This is a genomic window from Paenibacillus sp. USDA918EY, assembly GCF_009870825.1.
Lineage (GTDB): Bacteria > Bacillota > Bacilli > Paenibacillales > Paenibacillaceae > Paenibacillus_AQ > Paenibacillus_AQ albilobatus.
Genome location: NZ_WTWY01000004.1, coordinates 13999 through 38513, shown reverse-complemented (window position 1 = coordinate 38513; position 24515 = coordinate 13999). Strand labels below are relative to the sequence as shown.

Annotated in this window: 20 protein-coding genes; 6 read left to right on the top strand and 14 right to left on the bottom strand. The window is 53.3% G+C overall.

Translation table 11 applies throughout. From position 1 onward, the window contains the following. Positions 1–137 precede the first annotated feature (137 nt). Positions 138–1313 carry an amidohydrolase gene (locus tag GQY55_RS10110; RefSeq protein WP_160040880.1) on the bottom strand — a complete coding sequence of 392 codons (1176 nt, stop codon included), beginning with the start codon at positions 1311–1313 and terminating at the stop codon, positions 138–140. A gap of 198 nt (positions 1314–1511) precedes the next feature. Between GQY55_RS10110 and GQY55_RS10105 the strand changes: the two genes are divergently transcribed. After that, positions 1512–1859 (top strand): YugN family protein, encoded by a 348-nt coding sequence (locus GQY55_RS10105; protein ID WP_160040878.1) that lies wholly within the window; start codon positions 1512–1514, stop codon positions 1857–1859. Positions 1860–1871: 12 nt separating this feature from the next. After that, positions 1872–3101, top strand: coding sequence for a putative lipid II flippase FtsW (gene ftsW, locus GQY55_RS10100; RefSeq protein WP_160040876.1), 1230 nt, complete (start codon positions 1872–1874; stop codon positions 3099–3101). A 90-nt stretch (positions 3102–3191) separates the two neighbouring features. Here the strand turns inward: ftsW and GQY55_RS10095 are convergent, their stop codons facing one another. Beyond that, the gene (locus GQY55_RS10095; RefSeq protein ID WP_160040874.1) at positions 3192–3578 is read right to left on the bottom strand and encodes an Asp23/Gls24 family envelope stress response protein; all 387 of its coding nucleotides are present in this window, start codon (positions 3576–3578) and stop codon (positions 3192–3194) included. A 149-nt stretch (positions 3579–3727) separates the two neighbouring features. Between GQY55_RS10095 and cax the strand changes: the two genes are divergently transcribed. After that, positions 3728–4798 (top strand): calcium/proton exchanger, encoded by a 1071-nt coding sequence (gene cax, locus GQY55_RS10090; RefSeq protein ID WP_160040872.1) that lies wholly within the window; start codon positions 3728–3730, stop codon positions 4796–4798. Between the two features lie 73 nt (positions 4799–4871). On the opposite strand, the gene GQY55_RS10085 is transcribed toward cax, so the two are convergent. From GQY55_RS10085 to GQY55_RS10065, 5 genes are all read right to left on the bottom strand, one after another. Then, entirely contained in the window at positions 4872–5165 is a 294-nt protein-coding gene (locus GQY55_RS10085) for a YlaN family protein (RefSeq protein ID WP_160040870.1), read from the bottom strand. A 241-nt stretch (positions 5166–5406) separates the two neighbouring features. After that, positions 5407–5652, bottom strand: coding sequence for an HPr family phosphocarrier protein (locus tag GQY55_RS10080; protein ID WP_036707782.1), 246 nt, complete (start codon positions 5650–5652; stop codon positions 5407–5409). 107 nt (positions 5653–5759) lie between these two features. Then, complete coding sequence (locus tag GQY55_RS10075; protein WP_160040868.1) at positions 5760–6875, bottom strand: aminopeptidase; 1116 nt, start codon at positions 6873–6875, stop codon at positions 5760–5762. Between the two features lie 206 nt (positions 6876–7081). After that, positions 7082–7903: a hypothetical protein gene (locus GQY55_RS10070; RefSeq protein ID WP_160040866.1), complete on the bottom strand. Its 822-nt coding sequence runs from the start codon at positions 7901–7903 to the stop codon at positions 7082–7084. Between the two features lie 197 nt (positions 7904–8100). Continuing rightward, positions 8101–10083: a sensor domain-containing diguanylate cyclase gene (locus GQY55_RS10065; RefSeq protein WP_160040864.1), complete on the bottom strand. Its 1983-nt coding sequence runs from the start codon at positions 10081–10083 to the stop codon at positions 8101–8103. A gap of 439 nt (positions 10084–10522) precedes the next feature. On the opposite strand from GQY55_RS10065, the gene rpsD reads away from it, so the two are divergent. Both rpsD and GQY55_RS10055 read left to right on the top strand, forming a co-directional pair. Further along, on the top strand, positions 10523–11122 hold the full coding sequence (gene rpsD, locus GQY55_RS10060; RefSeq protein WP_160040862.1) for a 30S ribosomal protein S4: 600 nt from the start codon (positions 10523–10525) through the stop codon (positions 11120–11122). 199 nt (positions 11123–11321) lie between these two features. Further along, a complete protein-coding gene (locus GQY55_RS10055; protein WP_160040860.1) occupies positions 11322–14450 on the top strand; it encodes a penicillin-binding protein 1A in 3129 nt (1042 codons plus the stop codon). A 219-nt stretch (positions 14451–14669) separates the two neighbouring features. Here GQY55_RS10055 and acsA read toward each other — a convergent pair whose 3' ends face one another. After that, complete coding sequence (gene acsA, locus GQY55_RS10050) at positions 14670–16394, bottom strand: acetate--CoA ligase (protein ID WP_160040858.1); 1725 nt, start codon at positions 16392–16394, stop codon at positions 14670–14672. A gap of 291 nt (positions 16395–16685) precedes the next feature. On the opposite strand from acsA, the gene GQY55_RS10045 reads away from it, so the two are divergent. After that, on the top strand, positions 16686–17318 hold the full coding sequence (locus GQY55_RS10045) for a GNAT family N-acetyltransferase (protein ID WP_160040856.1): 633 nt from the start codon (positions 16686–16688) through the stop codon (positions 17316–17318). Between the two features lie 239 nt (positions 17319–17557). On the opposite strand, the gene GQY55_RS10040 is transcribed toward GQY55_RS10045, so the two are convergent. The 6 genes from GQY55_RS10040 to GQY55_RS10015 all read right to left on the bottom strand — a co-directional run bounded on the left by GQY55_RS10040 (position 17558) and on the right by GQY55_RS10015 (position 24354). Beyond that, positions 17558–18256, bottom strand: a complete 699-nt coding sequence (locus GQY55_RS10040; RefSeq protein ID WP_160040854.1) for a 5'-methylthioadenosine/adenosylhomocysteine nucleosidase — start codon at positions 18254–18256, stop codon at positions 17558–17560. A gap of 112 nt (positions 18257–18368) precedes the next feature. Beyond that, the gene (ccpA, locus tag GQY55_RS10035; RefSeq protein WP_160040852.1) at positions 18369–19379 is read right to left on the bottom strand and encodes a catabolite control protein A; all 1011 of its coding nucleotides are present in this window, start codon (positions 19377–19379) and stop codon (positions 18369–18371) included. Between the two features lie 93 nt (positions 19380–19472). Then, positions 19473–19817, bottom strand: a complete 345-nt coding sequence (ytxJ, locus tag GQY55_RS10030; protein WP_160040850.1) for a bacillithiol system redox-active protein YtxJ — start codon at positions 19815–19817, stop codon at positions 19473–19475. Between the two features lie 104 nt (positions 19818–19921). Further along, entirely contained in the window at positions 19922–20365 is a 444-nt protein-coding gene (locus tag GQY55_RS10025; RefSeq protein WP_160040848.1) for a hypothetical protein, read from the bottom strand. 363 nt (positions 20366–20728) lie between these two features. Then, positions 20729–22471, bottom strand: coding sequence for a phosphoenolpyruvate--protein phosphotransferase (gene ptsP / locus GQY55_RS10020; protein WP_160040846.1), 1743 nt, complete (start codon positions 22469–22471; stop codon positions 20729–20731). Then, positions 22468–24354 (bottom strand): glucose PTS transporter subunit IIA, encoded by a 1887-nt coding sequence (locus GQY55_RS10015; protein WP_160040844.1) that lies wholly within the window; start codon positions 24352–24354, stop codon positions 22468–22470. Before GQY55_RS10015 ends, ptsP begins: the two co-directional genes overlap by 4 nt. Positions 24355–24515: the final 161 nt, after the last annotated feature.

Genomic DNA, 24515 nt, shown 5'->3' with positions numbered 1-24515 from the left:
CTCCTTTCCATATGGAAAAAGTCCACTTCCCCACCTGGGAAGTGAACTTTCGTTTTTGTGGATACATATAAGTTTTCCCAACGATCGCCAGATCATTCCTGATCTCGCACCGGCGCCGAACGCCGGGCCCGCTAATCCTACTCCCAGCCCTGATAGGACTGCGTCATCGATACAAGCAGCTTGGCTGCCCCAAGCATCGCCGACTCGTCGAAATCGAACCGGGGGTGATGGTGCGGATAGACCGCCTGAAGGCTCTCGTTGCCCGCTCCGACGAACATGAAGCAGCCCGGAATCCGCTGCAAATAATACGAGAAGTCTTCGGCCGGCATGATTTTCGCGCATTCGCTCACTTGGCCGCCTCCAAAGACGGCCGGCGCCACGCGGAAGAAACGCCGGGTTTCCTCTTCGTCGTTAACAAGCGGCGGATAACCCATGACATACTCGATATCCGCTTTGGCTCCGTAGGCTTCTGCAGTCAAACGGGTGATATCTTCAATCCGCTTGCGGATCAGTGCCCGGGTTTCTTCGTCGAACGTGCGGACGGTCCCGGTAATGCGGCAGGATTCCGCGATGACGTTTTGCGCGCTGCCGCCTTGGATGGTGCCGATCGTAACGACGGCCGGCTTCAAGGGGTCCACCGTGCGGCTGACGATGCTTTGCAGCTGCATGACGACGGCCGCTCCCGCCACGACGCTGTCGACCGTCACATGCGGCATGCCCCCGTGCCCGCCTTTGCCCGTAATATCGATAAAAAATTCGTCGGCAGCGGCCATCAGCGGTCCGGGAGCGCTTGCCGCCGTCCCCGCCGCAAACGGCGTCCACAAATGGACCCCGTAAATGACGTCGACGCCCTCGAGCACGCCGGCATCGATCATGCCGCGGGCGCCTCCAGGGCACACTTCTTCCGCCGGTTGAAAGATAAAGCGGATCTCGCCTTCCACGTCCGCTTTCCGCCGGCTGAAATAGGCAGCGACGCCGAGCAGGGTCGACGTATGGCCGTCATGGCCGCAAGCGTGCATCACTCCTTCGACTTCGGAAGCGTATTCGCATGTTTTTTCGTCCCGGATCGGCAGTGCGTCCATATCGGCCCGAAGCGCCACCGTTTTGCCGGGTTTGCCGCCTTTTAAAACGCCGACGACGCCGTAACCTCCGCCCATCCCGGTCGTTACGCCAAGTCCAAGCTCCCCCAGCTTTTCGGCCACGAATTGCGCCGTTTTCCGTTCATGGTACGAAAGCTCGGGATGGCGGTGAAGAAAGCGCCTCCATTCCACCATTTGCGGCTGCAGCTCATCCAGTATCGCCTCTTCTCTCATGTCCACACGTCCTCTCGCCAAATTGAATGTCTACCGCATTGTTTTCCACTTTCTGGCCACAATGCCTTTTTTCCATTGTAGCAGAAACCCGGCGAATGGGGTATGTCCCGCGTGCGCCGGCAAAGCTTGCACAAGCGCTTGAAACATAATATCATGAGTAAAGAACTTTACAGGCAATTAAAGGGAGGATTTTGAAGGATGATTTTTGAAAATACGGGACTTGTCGGTCTGAAGAGCGACCTGGCATTTTTGGACGAAGTAGCTGAAAAAACGGGATTCGTGCGCTGGCAGTGGGAATACACCCGTGCTACATACGATTATAAAATCGAAGACAAAGACACGAACTCGGAATATTTCCTGCGCATGAACACGCGCGCCGTCGAAGGAAAGCTGGAAAAGCCGCATGCGGTGCTGGAAATCGAAGCCGTTTACATGGGAAGAGCGACATTCCCTCACGGGTTGGAATATGAGACGCCGATTCCTTCCAAAATTCTGAACGTCGCCAATCAAAAAATCCAGCAATTCAAAGCTGCACTGGAAGCTTAGGGCGGATCCCTCATGAGCCAGGAGAAACCCCAACCGAGGAAGAGAGGTACGCCGGATTTTCAGCTGCTAATCCTTACTTTTCTGTTGGTCGGTTTTGGGCTGGTCATGGTGTTCAGTGCCAGTTCAAGCCTCACCATTTCCAGCGAAAAATTTAAATTCGATCCGCTTTATTTCACGAAAAAGCAGTTTATGTGGGCCGTTCTCGGCACCGTAATCATGTTTGTCGCGATGAACATCCACTACAGCAAATATAAAAAGCTGTTTGTGCCGATGTTTTTCTTCACCGTGATCTTGCTTGTGGCGGTGCCTTTTACGAAAGGCATCAACGGCGCCCGAAGCTGGCTGCAGATCGCCGGGCTCGGGATCCAGCCGACGGAGCTTGCCAAAATCACCATCATCCTGTACCTTTCCGCTTTGATCGTCAAAAAGGGAGAGCGTTTCAGGGATTTGCGGACAGGTTATATTCCGGTCATGGTCATCGTCGGTTTCGTGGCCGGGCTCATCATGATGCAGCCGGACCTCGGCTCCACGCTGATCCTGGTGGCAACCAGCGCGCTGATCATCTATGCGGGAGGAGCCAGCCTGAAGCATATGCTCGGATCGTTCGCCTTGGTCGTATTGGGAGCGAGCCTCGTGCTCGGCGCCAATTACCTGATCAAATCGATCACGCACAGCGATGAGCCGCAGACGCAACGCGCCGACTACAAAATGGGACGGATCACCGCCTGGATCGATCCTTACGAGGATGAGGACGGATCGGGCTACAACCTGATCCAGTCATTGACCGCCATCGGAAACGGGCAGCTGACAGGCACGGGCTTCGGCAAAAGCATCCAAAAGCTGAATTACATCAAAAACCCGTACAATGACTTCATCTTTCCCGTCATGGCGGAAGAGTTCGGCTTTATCGGGACAAGCCTTTTCCTGCTCGTCTACTTGTATTTTCTATGGCGAGGCATCGTCATCGCGCTCAGGTGCCCCGATCCATTCGGAACGCTCGTCGGCATCGGCGTCATGGGCCTTTTCGCCATCCAAGCCTTCGTCAATATCGGCGGCGTGTCGCAAACCATCCCTTTGACCGGGGTTACCCTTCCATTCATCAGTTACGGAGGCAGTTCCCTGCTGATCATGATGTTTGCCATGGGGATCATGCTGAGCATTTCGCGGTCGGTCAACCAGCCGGCGAAACAGGAAGTCGTCAAATCCGTGCAAATCAAAAGAGACTACCGGAAATCCGTGTAGTCTCTTTTTTTCTGCCGGGCCATCCCGCAAAATTCGTCAACGCCGTCCGACATTGCGGGGATAAGCCCTATGTTCTCTGATCCGATCGCCTTATTTCGCGCGCGTAGGCACGTCCTCGATTTCGTCGTCCTTGAAGGCGACGCCTTCGACCTTTACGTTCACTTCGACGACGCGCAATCCCGTCATGCTTTCCACCGCCGTGCGCACGTTTTGCTGCAGCATGCGGCATACCTCGTGGATCGGCGTTTCATACAACACGATGATCCGGAGATCGATCGCGGCTTCCAGCTGCCCTACTTCCACGGTGACGCCTTTCTGCACGTTTTTGCCGCTCAGGCGTTTGGCCCAGCCTTCCGAAAGACCGCCCGACATAGCGGCAATGCCAGGGGTTTCCAGCGCTGCCAAACCGGCAATTTTCGATACGACATCATCTGCGATCCGGATCGTTCCGGACTCCAATTGAAGTTGTTCAGTCATTCCCCTTCCTCCTTCATCTCATTATCAATTATTGTAAATCACGACAGGGAGCAAAAGCAAATATTGGACCTGCGTTTTGTTTACAATTTAGCACGTTTTGGGTATATTGAGAAAGAATGTTGATCTTACATATCACGAGGTGTCGAAATTTGAAAAAATGGTTAAGCCCTTTGCTGCTGATCGTATTTTTCGTTCTTAGCGGCATCGCCCATTACGCCGGCTGGGATTCGACGATCCAGTTCATTCTCGCAGCCATTGCGGTCATCTTCGTCGCAGGGTTTCTGGGCAAAGCCACCGAGAGCGTCTCACACTATGCGGGGCAGCGGCTGGGCGGCTTCCTGAACGCCACGTTCGGAAACGCGGCCGAGCTGATCATCGCTATTTTTCTCGTTAAAGAAGGGCTGTTCGATATGGTGAAGGCGAGCCTGACCGGTTCCATCATCGGCAACCTGCTGTTGGTGCTCGGTTTGAGCATTTTTGCGGGCGGGCTCAAATTCAAAATCCAGAAATTCAACGTTTCGCTGGCAGGCATGAACGGCTCGCTGATGATCGTGGCGGTCATTTCCTTGTTCGTTCCGGCCGTATTCCTGAACACGCACGCCATCACGACCAGCGATTCCAAACTGCTCAGCCTTATCGTGGCAGGGATTCTGATCGTGGCTTACGTTTTCTGGCTCGTCTTCTCCATGATCACGCACAAAGATTACCTTGCCGACGTGACGGAGGATTCGGACGAGGAGCTGCCGCATGAGCATGAACCCGAGTGGTCCAAGGGCAGATCCGTTCTTTATCTCATCGTCGCCACGGTCATGGTTGCTTTTGTGAGCGAATGGCTTGTCGGCACGCTGGAGACGTTTACGAGCAAATTCGGCCTCAGCGAGCTGTTTGTCGGCGCCTTCCTCGTAGCCATCATCGGAAATGCCGCGGAACACAGCGCCGCCGTCATGCTGGCCATGAAAAACAAAATCGGGGCGGCCGTCGAAATCGCCGTCGGCAGCAGCTTGCAAATCGCCTTGTTTGTCGCTCCTGTCCTCGTGTTCGCAAGCTTTTTCTTCGGAAACACGATGAACCTCGTATTTACGGCCATCGAGCTGCTGGCGATCGGGGTGTCGGTGTTTATCGCCAAATCGATCATCCAGGACGGTAAAACCAACTGGTACGAAGGTTTGATGCTCATCGTCGTTTACGTCATTCTCGGCGTTTCTTTCTTTATGGTCTGACCCAACAAAAAAAGCATGGACTCCGTTATGGAAGTTCATGCTTTTTAACTTCGGACCCAAAAAAGGAACGGGCTTATTCCGCCTTCCTGTTGTTCAGCGCCTCGTAGAGGATCGCCAGATTGCGTTCAAGCTGGCTGACAAGCTGTTTGCCTGCAGTCTCGGGGAGCAGCCCCGCTCTGACCGCAAAGTCCACTTCTTTAGAAAAACCGTACATCTGGGTGTCCAGCACTTCCTCATAGAGAGGGCAATAGCGGGTTGCCAGATTCTCCATTTGTACTTCGATAAGCTTCTGTATTTTATCTGCATCTTCTTGCAGAAGACTGATTGCTTTCAGGTTCAACTGTTCCTGAAGTTCAGAAGAAGTCATGCATCTTCCCCCCTATGTCCAAAAGTCACACCCTTGTTCTCTCCTTTAATATTAGACGAAATCAGAGCCCAATACAAGAACCTCGTCATAAAAACGTCCGGCAGTCTGCCTTTCATAGAGTCCGGGCCGTTTTTAAGCGGGCATTTTCCCATGGATCCGCGGCTGAAATGATATGATGTTAGCCTTATGATCCCTAAAAAAAACGCCCCGCCTATTCAGGCAGGACGCTTTCTTTCGATCATTATTCTTCCACGACTTCGACTTTCAAGCCATGTTTCGCAAATACTTCCTTCATGGCCGCTTTTGCCTCGTCCGCATCCGGACCATGAACGTGAAGCTCATAGCCTTTATTGCTTACAAGGGTCGTAAACAAACCCAAAATGCTTTTGACGTCAATGTACTTGTTGTCGGCCTGAAGCACGATGGACGAAGTAAACTTGCCCGCCGTTTGGGCGATTTCCACTACAGCTGCGTTATTACTGGACATAGTGATCCCTCCGTAGCTTTTGGTATCAGGTATTATATTCATGCTGCAATTTCATGATACATTGAATCCGCTTTCCCGTGCAAGGGATTTCTGGCTTGTTTTCCCGATTACACCAACCGGTCGGGGTTCAAGCCCTTCAGCTCGTCGATGACGAACAGGCCGTCTTTGCGGATCAGCACGTCGTCGAAGTAAATTTCGCCGCCGCCGTAGTCCGGACGCTGGATCAAAACGATATCCCAGTGGATCGACGAACGGTTGCCGTTGTCGCAATCCTCATAAGCTTGACCCGGCGTAAAATGGATGCTGCCTGCGATTTTTTCGTCGAACAGGATATCCTTCATCGGATGCAAAATATACGGGTTGAAGCCGATGGCGAATTCGCCGATATAACGGGCGCCTTCGTCGGAGTCGAGGATTTGGTTCAAGCGCTCGGTGTCATTGCTTGTGGCTTCGACGATTTTGCCGTCCTTGAACGTAAATTTGATGTTTTCGAAGGTAATGCCTTGGTAAACCGTGCTTGTGTTGTAGCTGATCGTTCCGTTGACGGAATCGCGGACGGGAGCGCTGTATACTTCGCCGTCAGGGATGTTTTTCTCGCCTGCGCATTTGGTTGCGCCGATGCCTTTGATAGAAAACGTCAGGTCCGTTCCCGGTCCGACGATGCGGACTTTGTCCGTTTTTCTCATCAGCTCGGCAAGCGGGTCCTGGGCTTTGTCCATTTTGGCGTAGTCCAGGTTGCACACATTGAAGTAAAAGTCTTCGAACGCTTCCGTGCTTTGGTTGGACAGCTGCGCCATGCTGGCATTCGGATAACGGAGAACGACCCATTTCGTATGGTTGACGCGTTGTCCGCTATGGACGGGATGGTTATACAGCCGGTTAAACAACCGCATTTTATCGTCAGGCACGTCCGCAAGGTCGTTTACGTTTTCGCCGGAACGGATGCCGATATAGCAGTCCATCTTTTTCATGCGTTCCAAATCGTATTCGGCCCAGGTTTGGATCATTTCTTCGGTCGCGTTCATGAGCATCGCGCGCTGTACCGTCCGGTCCGTCAATTCAACGAACGGGTTGCCCCCGCGTTTATGTACCTCTTCGATCACGGCTTTGAGCAAATCCCGTTCGGGACCGATCATTTCGACGAGCACATTTTCGCCCGGCTGAACGTTGACCGAATAGCCGACCAGATTTTCGGCAAGTTTCTGAATTCTCGGATCACGCATCTGTTATTCCTCCTAAAAAATCCGCGCTGATTTCATGTTTTTTTGAACAAAGGTTAATTTATTCGTCTCCTATTGTAGCACTTTCTTCAGGCTTCAAACAGTGAAAATAACCCCGCCAAGCGAAGCCTTGGCTTTGAAGCCGGTTCGGCGGCCTGCGGGGCCTTTCGGAAATGACAATTTTTTATGGCTAAAAACGCTCAAGCCTGTTAGGGATGGAAAACGACGTTGTTAACCAATTGTTCATGCTCCTCCTGGCGATGCAGATTGAGGTAGCGGATATTGCTTTCGGAGGATAGCTTCACGGGAAAACCGGACCGCTTGTCGATCGTCAAATAATACACGATGCCGACTTCCGCTTGGTCCAGCATCTGCTTCATTTGGCCGTCGCCTTTGTTCCATGCGTCCGCCAGCTGCCTTTTTTCCTGGGCGGGGCGGCCCAAAGCGGCTTTCTCGGCCTGCATCCGGATCGCATCCATTTCGGTCTCCAGCTGCTCGGAAAGCCATGCTTTGGCCGCCGAAGGGGCAAGCTCGATCCGCAGCACCTTGGTCCCGCGCGCAGCGCCGGAGGCCTCCCTGACCTCTTTGGGCAGCTTGTTGATCGCGTCGAGCTGCGCCAGCGGATTAAAGCGGGCCAGGGACGTCCCCAGCGCCGTGCTGCCCTCGCTAAACAGATGGACCCAATGGCCGTCCTGGCGGCGGAAGCCGGATTCGGCCGCATGGTAATTGCTCATGCTGACCGTCTGCGTTGCCCCTTTGCCGGCCGCCTGCGCAGGCAGCATGCTCCGGATCGTCAGCTTGTCGTGCTCCGTCAAAATTCCTTCGTAGGCCATGCTTTCGCGAAAGCCTTTTTGCGATTGGGTTCGCACGGCCGCCTCCCCGCTAAACGTAAAGGAATCGATGCCGGCCAATCCGCCGGTCGTCTGTTTTAGCCATTGCTCGGGGCTTTTCGGATTCATGCTGCAGCCCGCCAAACACGCGCACAGGATCAGCAATGCGGCAAATCCGCGGCAGAGCTCCCTTTTGTTCATCAGACATCCCTCTTCTCGGACTTTTGGGCTTAGGCTTGCCTTTGCCGCAAACGATTATGCAGCGCTTGCCGGAAAATGCCCGTTCCGTCTAAACGAAGCCTGGCGCCGTGGCATCGCCAAACTACGGCAGGCTCTTCCGTCCGGGAATGCCGATAACGCAAAAAAGAGCGTCTGCAGACCGTACAGAATCGCTCTTCTCATTCGTTCATGTCCTCGATTTGAATCTGGTTGCGCCCGCTGTTTTTGGCGCGGTACAGCGCCATGTCGGCGCGGTAAAACAGGCTGTCCACGCTGATTTTCCCGTCGATGACGCACCATTCGGCAATCCCGCTCGAAACGGTCACGCCCGGGTCGGTTTCGCTTGCTACCCGCGTCCGGATCGTCTCCGCCACCTTCATCGCCTGATGGACGCCGAGCTGCGGCAAATAAACGGCGAGTTCTTCGCCTCCCCATCTTGCGGGAATGTCGACGGGCCGGATGGACGTTTTCAAAATTTCGCTGACCTGCTTCAAAATATTGTCGCCTTTTTGGTGGCCGTAGGTGTCATTCACCTGCTTGAACTGGTCGATGTCCACGACGATCAAGGAGCCGCAGAAATCTTTGGCCTGGGAATGCTGGATCGCTTCGTCGAGATAATGGCGGGCGTACATGTCGGTCAACATATCGCGGTTGGCCATGCGCCTCAGCTCGGCATGCAGCAAAGCGTTGCTCACCGAAAGCCCGATATGGCTGGCGAGCGTTTGCAGCAGGCGATAGTTGTCATAGGAGAAGAAGTGCGGGCTTCGGTGCGTAAGCAATATGGCCCCGATGACCTTGCCGTTGACGGTCAGCGGCGTCGCGATCAGCGATTGCGAGCCGGTCACTTCCATCAGCTTGGAGGATACTTTGGTGTTCAGATGGTAGTCCGATAAAATGATCGGCTCTTTTTTTTCGTATACCAGGCCGCCGAAGCCGTAATCCTTGCTGAAAAAGTCCTTCGAAAGCGAAGGTTCGTTGCATGACATGACCTCGAGCATGCTCCTCTCCTCATTGAACTGAAGGAAGCAGCAGAAGTCCGCGTTAAATATATTCAGAAGCTCCCCGGTCGCAAGCTTGTAAATGTCGGCAAGCTGCAGGCTTTGGTTAAGCCGCTGCGTCAGCTCGTTGATCAGCCGGAGCTCATGGATCAGCAAATTCGACTGCTCGTACAGCTTGGCGTTTTCAAAAGCGTTGCCGGCGGTATCGATCATCATCGTGATGAGCTGCAGATCGAGGTCTTCCTTGAGCTCCCGGGACATTTTGAGATGAAACACGCCGTAGATCCCTTGCTTGCCTCCAAGAGGGATGGCGATTTCGGCGCAATCCCCGCCCTCCGCGCAGTCTTGAACGGTCAATCTTCCATCCATGAAGGCGCGCACGCAAATGTCCTCGCCAAACGGATGGAATACGAGCGGTTTCACCTTCGGATTGCTGTGCTGATGGTCCTGGGACATCATGAGACTGAGCTCGACGGAAGGATATAACATCGCGATGCTGTCGAGCACTTCGGTCAGTACCGTATCGACGTCGATCTGGTCATGCATCCGTTGCATGATTTGGAACAGGAGCGATCGGCGGCTCGCTTCGCGTTCGGCGGTTCTTTGCACTTTCATGACGTCGGATACGAATATGTATTCATACCGCCTGTAAAAGCAGGATTGGTAATGGAGCGCGGTCGCGAGGACCGTATCCAGGCCGGCATCCTTCCGCCGGTCCGGCGGAAGCACACAGGCGAGCATGGCTACGAGCAGGCGGCCGTTCCGCGAAAGAACCGGCACCAGGCACAGCCTTTGCCCTGCATACGCGGAACGGCCGGCGTTTTCGACGACGCCGCAAACCATCTCGTGGGTCGATACGCACTTCCGCAAAAGATCCGGGCAATCCCCCGTTATCGCATCATGTACCGTTTTTTCGCCGCATACGTAAGCACCCTCGTGATCAAACACGGCCCAGCCGGATCGCTTCGAAAATGACAGCTCTCCCGTTTCCTTCATCCAATCCTCGAAGGATTGAAGAAGCACGTCGCGAACGTACGGCAGGTCGTGTACGGTGATGTCCATCTCCTTCAACCACGAATCGGAGGGTTCGCTCGGAGACGCCATTTCGATATTTGTCTGAAATAAGCTTTGATGTCTGGAAAAATCTTGTTGATGTTCTGACATAAACGGGCGCTCCTTTTTACCGTGTTAAAAGCTGTTCTGTACGGCACCAAACGGTCGAAATAACGATAAGATTGCTCGAATAACGATCATAATAATCTTATTCTACTCTCTTCAATCTGATTTTGCATCAAAATTTCAGAGATTTTGTCCTAGTTTTTTGGGACCATAGGCCTATCGACAAAATTAGACGTTTCTCGATATTTCTCAGGACTTGACTTTGCCATAACCGTTCGTATAAAATCTATTGTTGAACAAGACTGCATTGACAGTCTAATTTGGGCGTAACGTTGTGTCACCCTCTCGCGGTTTGTTGCTGATCGAACAGCGGCTGAACTTTTCAATCAGGTGCTGCTGCCAGTTAAGGCTAGCACAATCAACTAACCCGGCGCAAATAGAGCCCTATTTCACATTATTTGAAAATAAAGGAGTCTACTATAACATGGCACGTTACACAGGTCCAAAGTTTAAATTGAGCCGCCGTCTGGGCATCTCCCTGAGCGGTACAGGCAAAGAATTGAAGCGCCCTTTCCCTCCGGGACAACATGGTCCTAACCAACGGAGAAAAGTGAGCAACTACGGCATGCAGCTCGCTGAAAAGCAAAAACTGCGCCACATGTACGGTTTGGGTGAAAAGCAGTTCAGCACCCTTTTCAACAAAGCTCAAAAAATGCAAGGGATCGCCGGCGAAAACTTCATGTTCCTGCTGGAAAGCCGCCTGGACAACCTCGTTTACCGTCTTGGCTTCGCTAACTCCCGTGCAGGTGCGCGTCAGCTCGTTTCCCACGGCCACATCACCGTAAACGGCAAAAAAGTCAACGTTGCTTCCTATGCGGTAAGCATCGGCGACGTGATCGGCCTTCGCGAAAGAAGCCGCGGCCTTTCTTCCATCAAGGAAGCGTTGGAAAACCGCAGCCATCTTCCTGGCTACCTGGAATACAACGAAGCTGCTATGGAAGGCAAATACATCCGTTTGCCTGAACGCGCAGAGCTTTCCCAAGACATCGACGAAAAACAAATCGTCGAATTCTACAACCGTTAATCTTTGCCTTAAAGAAAGCCTGGAACCATGGGGTTCCGGGCTTTTTGCCGTTTATGGGACGGGCAAAACCCCGCATTCTTTGTACTGTTTGCCCTCTAAATATGTCAATTCTCACGAAAAAAAACCCTCATTCGCTCCCTGCATTCAAAATCAACAAATTATGCTATAATAGTTCCGTTAAAAGGAGGAACGCACGCGAATGGTTGAAAATAACAATAAAAAACCTGATAAACAGCCGGCCACGAAGCCAAGGCGGTCCTACGCCCGGGTCACGGGCCTGGTCATCCTTTGGCTGTTTGTCGTAGGCCTGATGGGAGCCCTGTTCGTCGGAGGGACCGCCGTGGGTTATGTCGCTCATATCGTCAAGGACGAACCCGTCCGTTCCAGGGAACTGATCGACCAGAAAATGAGCGAAAACGCCATCACCAGCTTCGCTTATTTCCGCGACCAGCAGACGCCGATCGGCCAGATCCGTACGGATGAGGACCGGCGCCCCGTGGAATACAAGCAAATTCCGAAGCTTGTCGTCGACGCGGTCATTTCCATAGAAGACAACCACTTTTTTGAACATAACGGCGTCGACATGAACGGCACGCTGCGTGCCGTCAGGCAAAAAGTGCTTCATGAATCCGTCCAGACGGGCGGCAGCACGCTGACGCAGCAGCTGGCGAGACGCGTTTTTCTGAGCCTCGACAAAACCGATGACCGAAAAATCAAGGAAATTTTGCTTGCGCTCCGCCTTGAGCGGTTCATGACAAAAGAAGAGATTTTAACCGCTTACCTGAACAAGGTTCCTTTCGGCAAAGGCTCCAGCGGATACAATTTGTATGGAATTAAAGCGGCTGCAAAAGGCATCTTCAATATTAATGATCTCAACCAGCTCAATGTGGCTGAAGCGGCCTATCTAGCGGGCTTGCCTCAGCTTCCGACGAGATATTCCGCTTTTAATTCCAAGGGCGATTTCAACGCCGACGCCTTCAAGCGCGCGCTGGACCGCCAGCACCTCGTGCTGCGCCGCATGCGGGAGGAAAACAAAATCACCGAAGCGCAATACAAGGAGGCCATGGCTTTCGATATCCGCAAAGCGCTGGCTCCGCGCGTCGAAAAGGCGTATTCGACCTATCCTTACCTGATGATGGAGACGGAACGCCAAGCTTCGGAAATTTTGATGGAGCTCAATTTGAAGGAAGCCGGCAAAGATCCGAACGATCCGTCCGCAAAAGACAGCGATCTGCTGGAGGCGGCGAATCAGCAGCTGAAAACCGGCGGATACCGGGTATACACGACCATCGACAAACGCGTATACAATTCCATGCATAAAATCGGCGAAAACGATAAAAACTTCGGTCCGGACAGCAAAACAAAAGGCCCTGAGCAAACCGCCGCCATGTTGATCGACAACAAGACGGGCGCTATTTTGGGCATGCTCGAAGGCCGTGACTTCAACAAAGAACAGATGAACTACGCGACGCAGATGGTTCGCCAGCCGGGTTCGGCCATGAAACCGATCGCCGCTTATCTGCCCGCCATCGAGTCCGGCGCCATCCAGCCTGCAAGCGTTGTGGACGACGCGCCGATCATTTTGAAGGACGGCCAGAAAGGCTTCCATATCCCGAAAAACTCGACTTCGGGTTACAGCGGATTGATGACAGCGCGCACGGCTTTGAACAAATCGGTTAATACGGTTGCATTGAAGCTGTACAACAACGTCGTTGGCATTGACGGAGCGTGGGCTTTTGCTAAAAAGTTGGGAATCACCACCATCCAGAAACAGGATTATTCGGCCCAAACCGGTGTTCTCGGCGGATTAAAGTACGGGGTAACCGTTGAGGAGCTGACCAACGCTTATTCCGCGATTGGCAATCAGGGTACGTTTAACGACGCCTACATGATTGAAAAAATCGTGGATTCGAACGGCAACATCGTGTACCAGCATGAAGCCAAACCGGTTCAGGCGTTTTCGAAGCAAACGGCCTATCTCATGACCGATATGCTCCGGACCGTCATTACGGAAGGCACGGGCGACGTCGTCCGCAAAAACTATAAACATTTCAAAACCGTGCCGGTCGTCGGAAAAACCGGTACGACGCAAAACTATGCCGACGTTTGGTTCGTCGGATTTTCTCCCGACGTCACGCTCGGGGTATGGGCGGGTTACAAGGAGCCGAAAAACGTGCTTGAGACCAAACCGGCCAGAAAACGCGCCCAATCGATCTGGACGTTGATCATGAATGAGGTGACGGAACAAGAGCCGGATTTGTTCAAAACCGCGAAATTCGATAAACCCGATGGCATCGTCTCCAAAACGGTGTCCGCATACAGCGGAAAGCTTCCGACTTCCTTAACCGATAAATTCGTGACGGATCTGTTTAACATTAAATACGTGCCGAAAGAAGGCGATGACGGCATCGCCAAAGTCAAATACATTACGTATAACGGGGTCAACTACATCCCTAGGGATGGAACGCCTGAGGATATGCTTTCGGAAAAAACGGTAGTCAAGCGCGAGAAGCCGATTCCGGATCTGATCAAAGAACTGGAGGCTGCTTTTGCCAAAATGCGCGGCGGACATCAGCCGTTATCGTATTATATTCCGCGGGATGCAGGCGAGGATATGCCGACCGAAATCGACCCGCGCGTAGATGACGGAGCCGCGCCGGATGCGCCGATCAACGTTCGAATGGCTCTAAACGGCGGCAAAGCGACCATTACCTTCAATCCTTCCGGTCAAGCCGACGTCGTCGGTTACCGGCTGTACCTTTCCAAAAACGGCGGTCCGTTCCAAAACACGGGAAAAGTGGTGCTGGCAGGCGCTTCGACCTCCTTCACCAGCCCTGCAGACGCCGGATCGGCATTTTATGTGACGGCCGTCGATGTCGCAGGCAAGGAGTCGGGACCAAGCGCGACGGTAAACAGTTTGGGCAGCGGCACCGTCGGGGGCCCTGAAGGGAATGGAACGGTCACGCCTCCGACCGATCCGGAGAATCCGGGCGATCCGGGCTCGAACGATCAGGACGTTCCGGGTCAGTCCAACACGGACTCAAACCCGCCGCAAGTGCCGGCACCGCCCGTAAGCCTGCAGATTTCGGCGCTGGACAACGGAATCCTGTTCCAATGGAATCCGTCAAATCCCGAAGAGAACGTTACGGAATACTACGTTTATTCCAGCGAGAAACCAACCGGGCCGTATGCCAAAATCGGCACAAGCCATGAACCGGGCTTCCAATATACATCCGCAGCTCCGGTTGCGGGGTATTTCCGGGTTACGGCCGTCAATAAGGCGGGAGAATCCGCCCCGTCTCCGGCGTCATATTTCGAGAAAAAATAACGCTCCGAAAAGCTTATCCTGCCTTGTGCAGGGTAAGCTTTTTTTGTGTCCGTTCCAAGCCTGCAACGGGAAATTGCGCTTTTTGAAGCGATGGCGGGAAGGCAAGCACGGCAGCTTTGCCCTTTGCCCCTTCCCCTTTTGCGCTTGGCCGGCACGAAAAAAAGAAGCACCGGGATACATTATCCGGTGCTTCCTGATCAATGGGTAGATATTGTATGATTAATCCTCAATCGTAGAAAGGTCGCCTGTCGGCAGGTTCAGCTCCCAAGCTTTGAGCACCCGGCGCATGATTTTGCCGGATCTCGTTTTCGGCAGCTTGTCGCGGAATTCGATTTCCCGCGGCGCCGCGTGAGCGGAGAGGCCTTCTTTTACGAATTTGTAGATTTCGTTTTTGAGTTCTTCGGATTCCTGATAACCCTCGCGCAGCGAAATGAACGCTTTGATGATCTCGCCCCGCGTCGCATCGGGTTTGCCGATGACGCCGGCTTCGGCTACGGCCGGATGTTCGACGAGCTTGCTTTCGACTTCGAACGGTCCGATCCGTTCGCCGGAGGAGTTGATCACGTCGTCGACGCGGCCCTGGAACCAGAAGTAGCCTTCTTCGTCCATGAAGGCCGAGTCGCCGGAGACATACCAGCCGGGGATACGGAAGTACTCCTCGTATTTGGCGGGATTTTTCCAAATTTGATTCATCATGGACGGCCACGGCGTTTTGATGGCCAGGTTGCCCATCGTGTAAGGCGGCACCTCGTTGCCGTTGTCATCAAGTATCGCGGCTTCCACCCCTGGAATCGGTTTGCCCATCGAACCCGGTTTAATGGCCATGGATGGGTAGTTACAGATCAAATGCCCGCCGGTTTCCGTCATCCACCACGTATCGTGGATGCGCTGGCCGTAAACCTTTTGTCCCCAACGGACGACTTCCGGATTCAGCGGCTCCCCGACGGAAAGCACGTGGCGAAGGCTGCTCAGATCAAATTGGGAAATGACGTCCGATCCGGCGCCCATCAGCATACGGAACGCCGTCGGCGCGCTGTACCATACCGTCACTTTATTTTTGGCGATTGTGCCGTACCAGTCCTGCGGGCTGAAACGGCCGCCGCGGATGACGTTTGTTACGCCGTTCAGCCATGGGGCGAAGATTCCGTACGAGGTCCCCGTAACCCAGCCCGGATCGGCCGTACACCAGTAAATATCGTCTTCGCGCAGATCGAGCACCATTTTGCCCGTATAATAGTGCTGAACCATCGCGTTCTGCACATGATAGACACCTTTCGGCTTGCCGGTCGAACCGGACGTGTAATGCATGATCAAGCCGTCGTTGCGTTCAAGCCATTCGATTTGAAGCTCGGAAGAAGCCTCCTTCATTTCGCCGAAGAAATCGTGGATTTGGCCGTCATCCTCCACTTGATCGCCTACCACGAAAATATGCTTCAAATCAGGCAGTTCGTCGCGTTTCACGCGTCCAAGCAGCTGGCTGGTCGTAACGAGCGCAACCGCGCCGCTGTCCTCGAGCCGGTCCTTGACGGCCGTTTCCATAAACGCTTCAAACAGCGGACCGACAACCGCGCCTACTTTTAAAATGCCCATGAGAGAAACATAGAGTTCCGGACTGCGGGGCATGAAAATAAACACCCGATCTCCCTTGCCGATGCCGTATTTGCGGAGAACGCTGCCGAATTTATCGGATTGCTCCTTCAGGTCGGCGAAGGTATAGCTTTCATCACGCGAAGCGTCGCTGTAAAGCAGCGCTTTTTTGTCGCCGCGGCCTTCCTCGACATGGCGGTCGATCGCTTCGTACGCCATATTGACCTTGCCTGTCGTGTACCAGCTGAAGTGCTTCTCCACTTCCTCCCACTGGAACTTCGAGCGGGCTTGTTCATAATCGCCCAGGTTGGACGTTGTCGCGACGCTTGGCAGAATTTCGTTTTGATTTTGATCCATTTCTTTCATCCTCCCTCTGTTTCTCCCAAAAATTGATAGGGCAGCGCTTACAATCTGTATGAGTTCATGCCATAATGACAACATACACACGCAATCAGTCTTCAAAACAAAGCTTCGATGATTCCGTTAAGCGAAATACATGATACAGCAGGTCTGGCAGATGTTCAGATCAAAAATTGTGACTGTTTTATGTCAGAAATCATTATAACATAGGATGAAAATTCCTGCCATCGCTTTTCATTTAATTGTTTTTTTGCTATAAGTAGGTTAGAAGCTGAAAGGAGCGTCCAGATGGAACACCTTAAACTGTACCATGTCGAAACCGTGCCTCTTGGCGATCGCTGCCTGGTCGTTGAAGGACCCGTGCCGCCCGGAAGATTGTCCGAGTTGACCATGCATCCCGACCTTGACGCTTTCCGCCGTCCGAACGACCAGCACGAAGCGCTGGTGGAGATCGCCGGCCTGGAGGAAGGCAGAATCATCATCACCCGGGAAGAAAACGTCATCGTCGGCTACGTAACCTTCCATTACCCGGACGAGCAGGAACGCTGGTCCCAAGGCCATATGCAGGATTTGATCGAGCTCGGCGCGATCGAAGTGGCCAACGACTACCGTTCGCTCGGGCTTGGCCAGAAAATGATCAAAACCGCCTTCGAGGGTGGGCAAATGGAACAATATATCGTGTTCACGACCGAATATTATTGGCACTGGGACTTGAAAAGCAGCGGGCTCAGCGTATGGGATTACCGCAAGATGATGGAACGGCTGATGAAGGTCGTCGACATGGTCTGGTATGCGACCGACGATCCGGAAATTTGCTCGCATCCCGCGAACTGCCTGATGGTCAGAATCGGCCGGGACGTCCCGCTTTCGTCGAAGGAACAATTCGACCGCGTTCGTTTTCAGCATCGTTTCATGTATTAAAGTTCATTTTATTGATATATCCCAATTGTTTAAACACATTTAAGCACCAGAAACGTAGGCCGTCCCGCGTTCAAGCGCCATGGCTTGCAGGAGGCCTATTTGTTTGGCCGCAGCAATCAATACTAACAGCCTACCTCTTTTTCAAAAGCAAGAAGCCGCCCCCGGCCAATGTCGGCCGTCTCGGGCAGCTTCTTCTTTTTTAAAAGCTTATTTTGTTACATCAGAGTTTTGCAAAATCCTCACATATGTTCAAGCATGTAATCCAAAATCGCGTGCGAACGGCGCGAAGACGCCACGGTAAACTCGGCGAAGTTCGCATGCGCCGAACCGTCGGCTTTGTCCGACATCGAACGAATGACCACAAAAGGCACCCCGTTCATGTAACAAACCTGTGCGACCGACGCCCCTTCCATCTCCACGCAAGCTCCCTGCAAATGTTCATAGAACCACGCGACCTGCTCCACGCTGGCGATAAACTGGTCCCCGGAAAGCACGCGTCCGACGCGGCAGTTCACTTCGCCCAATTCCCTGCACGCTTGCTCGGCAAGCGCGATCAGTTCCTTGTCGGCTTGGAAAGCGGAAACCTCCTGATAAGGGATCACTCCCCGTTCGAAACCAAGCGCGGTAACGTCCATATCATGCTGAAGGCATTCGGAAGACACGACGATATCCCCAATATTCAGCTCCGGATGGACGGCACCCGCGACTCCCGTGAACAGCACCTTCGACACGCCGAAAAAATCGATCAAAATTTGCGTCGTCACCGCCGCGTTTACTTTCCCGACTCCCGATCTGCAAACGATGACGTTTTTGCCGCGGTATGTTCCTTTATGATAGCGGATTCCGGCCTTCTCGACCGTTTCCGAGCTGGTCATTCCGGCCAAAAGCAGTTCCACCTCTTCGTCCATTGCCCCGATGATTCCGATGGTTTCCTGCATCTTTCATTCCCCTTTGTTCTGAATTGATGTTTCAAGACCGGCATGTGAAAAAAGCTCCTGGCGGGAGCTTTTTTTCAGCGTATGTTAACCTTTTTCATATCGTTTCTATTTCTTATTCGTTCACGTGGCTTACGGATAAACGCAAAATCGTCTCATGCGGCAAAATCACCCGAGGGTTGTCCACATTTTCCTTCTTCATCAGCTTCGTCAAAAGCCGCATGGCAACCGCGCCGAGGTCATACATCGGCTGGGCTACCGTCGTCAGCAGCGGACGCACCATGGAAGCCATGCGCGTATTGTCGACGCTGATGACGGAGAAGTCGTCAGGCACTTTCAGGCCTTCGTCCTGAATGCTGTGGATGGCGCCAATCGCCATTTCGTCCGTGGCCGCAAAAACGGCCGTCGGCTTTTTCTTCAGCCCCAGGAAATATTTCATCGCTTCCACGCCGGACTCGTAGCGGTAATTGCCGATGCGGACCAGATCCTCTTGGTATTCGATGCCCGCATTCTCCAGCGCTTTTTTGTAGCCTTGGAAACGGGAATAGCCGTTGGCAGGATCCTGCAGCGTGCCGCTGATCATCGCAATTTCGCGGTGTCCGTGGCGGATGAGCGTATTAACGGCGTCAAACGCCGCCGCTTCGTGGTCGATATCGACGGAAGGATAGGTCCCCTGCTCGTCCCGCGTCGCGCAAAGCACGATCGGAACGGCCGAAGTCTGGAATGCCTGAATATGTTCTTCCGTTACGGTGCCGCCCATGAAAAGCAGGCCGTCGACTTGTTTCTCGAGCAGCGTGTTGATGACGCGGATTTCTTTTTCCTTCTTCTTGTCGGCGTTACACAAAATGATATTATAGTGGTACATGTTGGCGATGTCTTCAATGCCCCGGGCAATTTCCGCAAAAATAGAGTTCGAGATATCGGGAATGACCACCCCGACCGTCGTCGTCTTTTTGCTGGCAAGGCCTCTTGCCACCGCATTAGGGCGATATCCCAAACGTTCGATTGCTTCGTAAACTTTTTTCCGGGTCTGAGGCTTCACGTTGGGGTTGTTGTTTACAACCCGCGATACCGTTGCCATCGATACGCCTGCTTCACGTGCCACATCGTAAATGGTTACCGTCAAATTCCTTCTCTCCATTGCCAATAAATTTTCACTCGTCAACCCATTAAAATTATGATACGACAAATTGTCGCATTCTGCAATGATAACGCTTTACTATCCTTTCAGATGCCGTTTCAAAGCATCCTCAGTGATATTAGAATGAGATGTATGCCAGACGGGCGCCTGATTTTTGACCAAAATAACCTGCGGAGATTCATGCTGCACGCCAAGCAAATCGGCCGCTTCAAGCGAGACCGGGCGATCCTCGACAACGTGAATCAATGCGTATTCTACGTCTTCGTTCGGCTCGTCTTCCAAATATGACATCATCTGCCGATAGGCGCCTGTGCTGATCGGACAGCGGGTGCTGTGCTTGAACAGGAGCAGGGGCTTGTCAACCGAAGCTGCCAATGCGGACTTAAGCTCCTCGCTAGTAGTCAGTTTGGTCATCGTCGCCATTTGATATACATCTCCTTTTTTCGATTCATTCCTTCCTCTATCGTATCAAAAACTTCGTGAAAAATCCAACGAACTATGAAAATAATTCTGAAAATTTTGTGTTTTCATACATCGGCATGGAAGACATTCATTTCCGGCAGGATTACGGACAGCTGTGAGAGCCGCTGGCGAATGTCTGAAATCCAGCCATCGTCGTTCATGCTTTCGGCCAATCGATACATATCCAAAAGAAGGTTGATCCGCTCCTGTATTTCGTGCTCAATTTTGGCGTCCAGCCCTTCGTTGGGACATGCGGCATCGGCCAGCACACCGTAAATCACATCGGCCAGCTCGTGGTAATCCTTCATCGAAAAGGTCGTTTGTTTCGGCCGGGGGCCCAGCAATTCGACATATTTCTTTAAATCGGATCTCATCGTAGGTATAAGCTCGTACGTCAAACATTGATTGCAAACAAGCACCGGCACATGGCGGATCGTTACGCTCCGGGCGTATTTTACGGTCCGAAGCTCCAGCTTCAGGCTTTGTTCGCAGCTGCATTTCATTGACACAATACCCCACCTCAATCTTTTCTATCTATATAGATTGAATTAAAGCAAGTCACATTTTTGAAACGGATATTCCCCGTGGATCAAGGAAGGACGAGTAAAAACTTTAATTCTTTCTATCTATCTGCTCGAATGAGTGCTAATATTTCAGCTGCTGATGGTATTCGCCCCTGCCCTCCGCAATTCCTTCCTCCCGCGCGCCGCTGTTTTATTTACCAAAAAGCCCATCACTTTCTTATAGACCTCTGCTGCAAAAAAACCCCGGCACTCTGTTACGAGTACCGGGGTTTTGGGTCGCCTATCCGCCATAAACATGCTTCGGCGGATGTTCGCTTCACGAAACGTGGCTGTTTTTCCCTGAGTCTTTCAAGGTTTTTGATTTTCAAAACGGCTGGATTCGTTAAAATCCGTCAGAAGCTTGTCGATTTCAGCGCCGGTCGTCAGCTTGTAGCATTCCTCGGCGGCCGCGCGGGCATCTTCGGCGGACGTGTTCAGAATCCGGTGCTTCACCCGGAGCAGCGACTGGATCGACATGCTCAAGTCGTGCACGCCAAGCCCGATCCAGAGCGGTATGGACCGCTCGTCCCCCGCCATTTCCCCGCATACGCTGACGGGAATGCCCGCATGGCGGGCCGCTTCCACGATCGTGCGCAGCATGCGGATGATCGCCGGATGGTACGGATGGTACATATGGGCGATCTGTTCGTTCATCCGGTCCACGGCCAGTACGTACTGAACCAGGTCGTTCGTGCCGATGCTGAAAAAATCGCATTCCTTCGCCAGCAAATCGGCGATGGTGACCGCTGCCGGAATTTCAATCATCACGCCGACCGGAATTTCGGGATCATACGGTATGCCCCTCGCGTCCAGATCGGCCATGGCCCGGCGCAACACCTGGTTGGCTTGTCTCACTTCGTCCACCGAGGAAATCATCGGGTACATGATTTTGGTTTTGCCGTACGCGCTCGCGCGCAAAATGGCCGTCAGCTGCGTCTGGAACAGCTCCTGCCGTTCGAGGCTGATCCGGATCGCGCGGTAACCGAGAAACGGATTGTCCTCCTGCGGCAGCGGAAAATAATCGAGCTGCTTATCCCCGCCGATATCCAGCGTCCGGATGACCGTCTGGCGTCCTTCCATTTTCCGTACGACTTGACGGTAAACCTCAAACTGTTCCTCTTCGCTCGGGAAGCTGGCGCGGTCCATGTACAAAAACTCCGTCCGGAACAGACCGACGCCAAGCGCGCCGTATTTCACGGCCATATCCAGCTCTTTCACCGAGCTGATGTTAGCCGACAAACGCATCTCCGTGCCGTCTTTCGTGACGGCGTCGACCGAAGCGAGCAGCTCCAAGCGCTCTTTCCGTACCTGCTGTTCGGTCCGCGCGCATTCAAATTGATCGACCGTTTTTTTGTCCGGGTTGATGAACAGCCGTCCGGATTCGCCGTCCATAACGATCAGATCGCCCGTTTGAATCGGGTCCGGCAGCTTGCCTTCGATGCCCGCGACGAGCGGAATGCCCAGCGCCCGGGCCATAATGGAGGCATGCGACGTTTTGCCCCCCAGCATCGTAACGACGCCGAGCACATGGGCAGGGTTCAGGTGCGCCAGCTGGGAAGGCGACAATTCCTTTACCACAAGCACGTACGGCTGGGTATCCGCCGGAAGGGTAATCTCCGGCGCGCCAAGCAGATGCTTCAGCAGGCGGTTGCCGACATCCTTGATGTCCATCGCCCGTTCTTTCATATATTCGTCATCCAGCAGGTCAAACATCGTGACGAAATGGTCGATCGCTTCCTTGACCGCCACTTCGGCCGCCTTGTATTGGCGTTCGATCACGCCCTGGATTTCGTTCATGAACACCGGATCGTCCAAAATGGCCAGGTGGGCGTCGAAAATGCTGGACTCCTCTTCCCCGACGATATCCCGGAATTCGTTTTTGATATATTCGATTTCGTTTTTGGAGGTGCGTATCCCTTCATACAGCCGCTCAAACTCATTGGCCAGATCAACTGCGTCTATACCGGTTTCGGGCAAATCCCATTCCCAGTTCGGCAGAACGAATGCTTTTCCAATTGCGATGCCGGCAGATGCTCCGATGCCTTGTATCATGATTCCAAACCCCCAACATTTCTGTCGTGTAATACTACGGACATAACCGATGTCTGCCCTTTTTTGACCGCTTTGAACGGGGCGAAGCTCCACGATTTGACGCGGTCCGGATTCGTAATGACCATCGGCGTCGCGATCGAGGTGGCATGCGCCTTAATGTAAGCCAGGTCGAACTTGACAAGCAGCTGACCCGGTTCGACCGCGTCGCCTTCTTTAACGACCGCCGTAAAATGCCCTCCCTTAAGCTGGGAAGTATCGATGCCGATATGCAGCAGCACTTCGAGGCCATCCGGCGTGGAAATACCGATCGCATGCATCGTCGGATAGATGTGAACGATCGTGCCGTACACGGGCGAGACCAGTTCTCCCCGCTCCGGCATGAAGGCGACGCCGTCGCCGACGAGCTTGGCTGCGAAGATCTGATCCGGAACCTCCTCGATCGGAAGCATCCGGCCTTGCACCGGCGCGCTGAACAGCACCCGCGGCAAATCCCGCTGAAGCAGCTTGTTCACTTCCTCGCGGATCAGTTCGGAGTACGTGCCGAACACGACCTGAACGTTGCCTCCGCCAAGCTTGATCAATCCTGCCGAGCCGAGCAGCTTCAACGCGTTGCCGTCCACAAGCCTGTCGTTTTTGACGGTGAGCCTAAGCCGGGTGATGCAGGATTCGACCTGGACGATGTTGTCCTTGCCGCCGAGCGCCTCCAAAATAAGCGGAGCCTGATACGGAATGCTTCCCGCCCAATCCTCGAGCGTCGAACCTTCCTCGCGCCCCGGCGTCGGAATCTGGAATTTGCGGATCGCCCACCGGAACAAAAAATAATAGACGAAACCGTAGCCGATGCCGATCGGAATCAGCAGCCACGCATGATGGGACAAATGCAGGTTGAGAAAAAAATCGATGGCCCCCGCCGAATAGGAGAAGCCGTGATGAATGTCCAGTTCATAGGTAAGCCACATGGCGGCCCCGGAGAGCACCGCGTGCAAAATGAACAAATACGGCGCGGCGAACAAAAACGCAAACTCGATCTGCTCGGACACCCCTGTTAAAAAACATACGAGCGCCGCCGTCAAAAATGTCTTTTTTATCTTCGGTTTCAAGTCTTCGCGCGCTTCCTGTATAATGGCCAGCGCGATGGCCGGCAGCGCGAACATCATGATCGGGAACAGGCCGGCCATATAGCCGCCCGCAGTCGGGTCCCCGGCAAAAAAGCGCGGCAGGTCGCCCTGCACGATGTTCCCCGAAGGGGTTTGGTAGGAACCCGCCTGGAACCAGAAAATGTTGTTGAGCAGATGATGCAAACCGAATGCGGTCAGCACCCGGTACAAAATGCCATACAAAAACAAGCCGAAACCGCCCAAATGACTCATGAGCAGCGTCAGTTCATCCAGGCCTTTCTGCAAATACGGGGTGATGAAAAGCAGCACCCAAGAAAACAACGTTGAAAACAAGCCCATAAACAAAAGGACAAACCTCGACCCGCCAAAAAACTGCACCGCTTCGGGGAGTTTGATATGCTTATAACGGTTCGAGGCGACGCCGGACAAAATCCCGAACAGGACGCCGATCAGCGTCGTGGGCTGGATGCCGCCGCTGCCCAAATGCCGCGTGATTTGGTCGTAAATAAACATGCCCGCCAGCGCCGCAAGCCCCGCGGGTCCCGCCTGATTCGAAAGCCCCCAGGCCACGCCGACCGCAAACAAATACGGGAGGAAATAGAAAATGCCCTGTCCGGCCCACGTGCAAACCTCAGCGACGTGAGGAAGACCCCATGCGGCCCAGGGAAGACTGCCTACGCTCAGCAATATGGCGGCTGATGGAAGGACCATCGTGGGCAGTATAACCGCTCTTCCGAGCTGCTGCAGTGATCCGAGCCAATTCAAGAAAAGGCACTCTCCTTTCAAAAAACAGATCAGAATTTGCAAAATCCCAGCTTGCCTATCCTTGCAAAATCTGCGCATATTTCAAATGGTAAGCTTAGATCAACGTTTTGTCAAAAAGGATTTTGCATATTCCGATCTTAGCGTCCGCCCGTTTAGGCAGG